General features: G+C 40.6%; 5 protein-coding genes and 1 pseudogene. 1 reads left to right on the top strand and 5 read right to left on the bottom strand.

Annotated features, from left to right (window positions below):
• Window positions 1-449, top strand: a 449-nt coding sequence (locus P8O16_RS19105) for a hypothetical protein (RefSeq protein WP_300317540.1), incomplete at its 5' end; no start/stop codon positions are given.
• A gap of 165 nt (window positions 450-614) precedes the next feature.
• Here the strand turns inward: P8O16_RS19105 and P8O16_RS19100 are convergent.
• From P8O16_RS19100 to P8O16_RS19080, 5 genes and pseudogenes are all read right to left on the bottom strand, one after another.
• Complete coding sequence (locus P8O16_RS19100) at window positions 615-1,115, bottom strand: histidine phosphatase family protein (protein WP_300317537.1); 501 nt, start codon at window positions 1,113-1,115, stop codon at window positions 615-617.
• Window positions 1,116-1,276: 161 nt separating this feature from the next.
• Window positions 1,277-2,011: an RluA family pseudouridine synthase gene (locus P8O16_RS19095; protein ID WP_300317535.1), complete on the bottom strand. Its 735-nt coding sequence runs from the start codon at window positions 2,009-2,011 to the stop codon at window positions 1,277-1,279.
• Between the two features lie 76 nt (window positions 2,012-2,087).
• Window positions 2,088-3,071, bottom strand: a complete 984-nt coding sequence (locus P8O16_RS19090) for a YpdA family putative bacillithiol disulfide reductase (RefSeq protein WP_300317532.1) — start codon at window positions 3,069-3,071, stop codon at window positions 2,088-2,090.
• Between the two features lie 4 nt (window positions 3,072-3,075).
• The gene (locus P8O16_RS19085) at window positions 3,076-3,840 is read right to left on the bottom strand and encodes an NRDE family protein (RefSeq protein ID WP_300317529.1); all 765 of its coding nucleotides are present in this window, start codon (window positions 3,838-3,840) and stop codon (window positions 3,076-3,078) included.
• Window positions 3,841-3,888: 48 nt separating this feature from the next.
• Window positions 3,889-4,997 (bottom strand): annotated as a pseudogene (locus tag P8O16_RS19080) (alkene reductase).
• Between the last annotated feature and the right edge of the window lie 139 nt (window positions 4,998-5,136).

Genomic DNA, 5,136 nt, shown 5'->3' with positions numbered 1-5,136 from the left:
GAAAGAATCCAAAGCCACAAACAAAAAGACCTCTACCAACTGCTTCCATCAAACTGGAAAGAATACAGCCTTACCTAAAACCTCTTAAATTCAAATATGGGTTCGTCGGATGGATACATACTTTTGATAAAAACAAATTTGAGCAGGACCCTTTTTATATTTTTGAGTTTGATTTCTATTATTATTCTCTTGGGTTAGATTCAAGTACTGCTAGATTAATGAATCAAGGGTTAGATCGAGATAATATGAAAGTTAAACTTGGTTTTAATTACCTAAAAAACACAGATGGAGATAATTTTTTTATTAGTATTTCAGACTCTCTTTTTCACAAAAGTGCTACAGTTAATAAAATGAACGGCTACTTTTTGAATTCAAATTTGAAGAATAAGCAAGAAAACTATATCTATCTAGTTGAATTTGGTTTTGAAGATTGTCCAAGTTGCTTATGATATAGTCATAGAAAATATGAGTTTCCTAAGTTTAAAAAAACATTAAATATATAGAGCTTAAATCATTCCTGGACAAAATCTTAAAGTACAACAGTTCGAGATTCTTGGGGGTTTTTTATACCAATATTTTAGTCTGGAGAAAAAGGGGATAGAAGTAGTGGTTGTTTAAAACTCCTTGTAAGTTTTCTGCTCCACTTTTTCGCCTTTTTCAGAAAAGGTCACGACATAGATAAATTGATATTCATCATCGGTAAGATTTGGATACTTTTCTCCCGATCCAATGAAAAAATTAGCCAATTCCGGGACAGTATTGCTATGTCCTACCACCAAAATATTTCCTTCCAAACCTTCTAATTTCTCCGCAAAAGCTTCCTGATCTCTTGGATCATAGCTTTCAATTTGAATTCCTGCCAAATCAGCTGTTGGCTGAGCAGTCATCCTAGTTCGCTTATAATCTGTCGAGAATATATGCTTGATTTCTTTATCGGCCAGAATTTGCGCAAGCTTTTTTGCACGGATAGTTCCAACTTGTGCCAGTTCCGGGTCAGGATCTTCCACTACCATTTTCTCGGCATGACGCACGATATAGATGGTTTTGGGTTCCGGGTTGGTTCCGCAGCTTACAAGAAAAAGACCTCCCAAGAGGAGGAGAAGTAAGTTTTTCATGATTTTTAGAAATAGGCTTCGCGAAATATAGTGGAAATATAACTCGCTTCGCTCGTTGAGACAGGTCTACGGTGAGCTGTCTCGCCCGACGGAGGAGGGCTTATTTCAATTGTATTTCTATCGTATTTCAATTTTCTATCTCCACTTTATTTCAATTTTTTTTATCCCGAAAACGTATTATCCAAATGCTGATCCTTGGCTTTTATGCTTTCAAAGTGAAGAAACTGCTCCCAGAATTCTTCCTCTGGAACCGCAGCCCGGAGATACAATTTTTCTTTTTTGATTGGGTGTTCAAAAATCAACTGGAAGGCATGCAGATTGATGCTGGCATCAGGATTTGCTTTGGCAAAGCCATACTTCAAATCGCCACGAATCGGGCAGCCCATTGAAGCTAATTGCACTCGAATCTGATGCGGACGGCCAGATATCGGACGAACTTCCAACAGCCAGTGATCATTCATAAATCCAAGCGTCTTATAATTCAACTCTGCTTTTTGGGAGCCTGGTACTTCACGGTCGTGTGCGGTGACCACATTTTTCTGCTCGTCTTTTACCAGCCAATGGGTGAGTTTTCCCATTTCTTCTTTGGGCTTTCGCTTCACGATTGCCCAATACACTTTGTGGATTTCACGCTTTCGAAAAATCTCCATCATTCGCTCTAATCCTTTGGAAGTACGGGCAAAAGCTACCAATCCGCTAACCGGACGATCCAAGCGATGAATTGGATGCAAGAATACTGCACCGGGTTTGTCGTATTTCTTTGCGATGTAATCCTTAAGGTAATCGATCAGTGTTTTATCACCAGTCTTATCTCCCTGAACGAGTATTCCCGCTGCTTTATTGACTATGATGAGGTGGTTGTCTTCATAGACCACCGTAAAAGGCTTCTTTTTCATATTGGTCCGCAATTTACGGATTTTTCGCTCCTACTATTCTTGCTTTCTTTTTTCAATTTTTTTAAGCCTTCAAATTTCATCTTTCTGATTTTAATTTCAGCTTTTCCACAATATCCTTCACAATCGACTCCGCATGCACAATGCTGTTTTCAATGAAAAATTCACGGGTATTCAATCCACCACAGACCACACCTGCGAGATAAACCCCCGGTATATTGGATTCCTGATTGTATTGATCGTAGCAAGGTTGCCGCTTTTCGTCTTCGCTCATTTCAACTCCCAATTGCTCGAGCAAGGCGAAATTGGGTTTGTAGCCTGTCATGGCTAACACAAAGTCATTTTCAATAGTCACTTCTCCTTCAGGAGTTGAAATAACCACTTCCCTTAGACGGATTTCTTTCACCTTGGATTTGGTGTAGGCCTTGATCGAACCTTCTTTGATACGGTTCATGATGTCGGGTCGCACCCAATATTTTACATTTTCATCCACTTCATCTCCCAGCAAGACCATACTGACTTCAGCTCCTTTTCGCCAAGTTTCCAAAGCAGCATCAACAGCCGAGTTTGCTCCTCCGACTACCAACACTTTTTGATCTATAAATGGCCAAGGCTCTTTATAATAGTGCATGACTTTGGGAAGATTCTCTCCCGGCACGTTCATCAAGTTTGGGAGATCGTAAAATCCGGTTGCCATCACAATTTTCTTCGTAGAATACTCGGATTTGGAGGTTTTGATTTGGAAAAGATCTTCCTCTTTAGAAAGCGTCTCCACACCTTCATATAGCTTGACATTCAGATCAAAATGGAAAAAGACCCTTCGGTAATATTCCAAAGCTTCGGTTCGTGTGGGTTTATTTCCCACGGACATGAATGGAATTCCCGCCATTTCCAATCGATCTGAAGTAGAGAAAAAAGTCATATTGATCGGGTAATTGAAGATGGAATTGGTCAAAGCGCCTTTTTCTAAAATTAGGTAGTTCAAACCTGCTTTTTTAGCTTCCACTCCGCAGGCGAGGCCAATCGGGCCACCTCCAATGATTATGAGGTCAAAATGCTCCATGTTTTTATGTTTTATTTAGGGGAAAGGAAACCGAAGTATCCTGATAATCCCTGTAGTTTAATTGAAATTGTCTTTCCTTCATTCGGACTAAGCCCGAGGCTTCCTGAACGACCGCGAGAGCCGAAACAGTTCCGTAGCTTTCTCCGATGCGTACCAATTGAGCAGATAATTCAACTTCCATATCCAGCGGTACTCCAGTTTTAGGAAGGTTTTTGAGGTCATAAGTTTGGGTTGATTTCAAACTACTCAAGAGGCTGTTTTCGTCCGGTTCGCCTTTCATGATTTCCTCTAGTTGCGCTATTGCCAAATCAGTTTTCGGCCAAGGTTCATTGAGGAGGCCATTACTCTGCCCGTGAATTCCAGGTGGAAGTTTTTCTATTTTTTCAGCATAATTGCTCAAATACCAAAGGCTTTGACTATCCGAAACCAGTAGATTGAAACCATCATATTGTGCTTGATTTTTCTGGATTTCCAGAAGATAATTCTCGGGTTGCAAATTGTTTTCCAGCCAATCTTGGACGAGTTTTCCACGGCTGATTTGTGCTATCCTTTCTGAATTGAAATCCCGGTAATTAGTTAGTAAGGCCCATCGCCCATTCGGATGAAAACCAAGCCAAGTACCTCCGCTTCGAAGATCTTTTCCTCCATAGAAGCCAGATTCCCAGCGATGCAGTCCTTGCGTGGGACGCTCAAAAAACTCATCACGATTTGCAGAGATTACCAATGGAAAATTAGGGTTGACCTGCCAGGAAATTGCTGCTAAACACATGAGCTAAAGTTAAAAGAAAAGGCCGGAAATTTCCGGCCTTTAAAATCTTTATCCAGCGTTTACTTCCGCCAAACTAGGGTAGTCAGTGAAGCCTTTTTCTCCAGGTGTATAAAAGGTGTCTTGATCAAAAGGTGCCAAATCGGCGCCTAGTTCAAATCGTTTTGGTAAGTCAGGATTTGAGATAAATGGTTTACCATAAGCCACGGCATCAGCTAAGCCTTCCAGAATAAACTTATTTCCTTTTTCCTGATCAAAACCCGCATTGATTACAAGTGTACCCTTGTACATCGGTCGGTAATGCTTGGCGATTTCAGTTACCAAATAAGGAACCTTGCTCACATCATTAAATGGTTCCGACAAGTGAAGGTAGGCTAGGTCATACTGATTTAGCTTTTCTACGATATAATCAAACGTAGGAATCGTCTCTTCATCTGCTTCCATTCCGAAAATCCCATTTAAAGAAGGATTAAGACGTAATCCGATTCGGTTTTCTGGCATTACTTCTTTGATCGCATCGATCACCTCAAAAAGGAATTTTGTTCGGTTTTCAATACTTCCTCCATATTCATCCATTCGGGTATTGCTTGAACGATTGAAAAACTGGTGGAAAAGGTAACCATTGGAAGAGTGGATTTCTACGCCGTCAAAACCACTTCCATTGCGTTTTTCGCCGCATTTTTGAAGTCAAGTACGGTTTGCTTGATTTCCGCGATAGTCATTTCTTTTGGAGTGACCGTTTCCTTAAAGCCTTTTGGAGTAAACGACTTTGCATGTGGATTGATGGCAGATGGCGCTAAAGGCAATTCGCCATTGTGAAAATCAGGGTGTGAGATTCTGCCTACATGCCAAAGCTGGATGAAGATATGCCCACCTTCTTCATGAACGGCTTGAGTTACTTTTTTCCACCCTTCGACTTGCTCTTGTGAATAGATGCCTGGTGTATTGATATAGCCAACTGCCTGCTTCGATACTTGCGAGCCTTCGGAAATAATCAAACCCGCTGACGCACGTTGCTTGTAATAATTCACATGAATATCAAAAGGAACATTTCCTTCGTTCGCAGCTCGGCTTCGAGTCATCGGCGCCATCCAGACTCTATTTGAAAGTTCTAAGTCACCAACCTTGATTGGTTGTAAAAGTGGTTGTTTGGTACTCATAATATATTCTTTGGTTTAGTTTATATGTATATCCGCAATCTTGCCAGTATGATTAAATCGAAGCAATGATGAGTCTGTCAAAGAGTTTTTGACCGAAGTATCTTCTGTTGAGCTTGTAACAAAACTCGTCTAGGTAATT

This window comes from Algoriphagus sp., from assembly GCF_029254265.1.
In the GTDB taxonomy this organism is placed as follows: Bacteria; Bacteroidota; Bacteroidia; order Cytophagales; family Cyclobacteriaceae; genus Algoriphagus.
Note: the sequence above shows the minus strand (reverse complement) of the source record. Positions and strands in the feature narration are given on the sequence as shown.

Bases quoted from the DNA above. Each gene is read 5' to 3' on its own strand.
- P8O16_RS19100 (WP_300317537.1), bottom strand. From the start codon at position 1,115: ATGAAAAACTTACTTCTCCTCCTCTTGGGAGGTCTTTTTCTTGTAAGC.
- P8O16_RS19095 (WP_300317535.1), bottom strand. From the start codon at position 2,011: ATGAAAAAGAAGCCTTTTACGGTGGTCTATGAAGACAACCACCTCATC.
- P8O16_RS19090 (WP_300317532.1), bottom strand. From the start codon at position 3,071: ATGGAGCATTTTGACCTCATAATCATTGGAGGTGGCCCGATTGGCCTC.
- P8O16_RS19085 (WP_300317529.1), bottom strand. From the start codon at position 3,840: ATGTGTTTAGCAGCAATTTCCTGGCAGGTCAACCCTAATTTTCCATTG.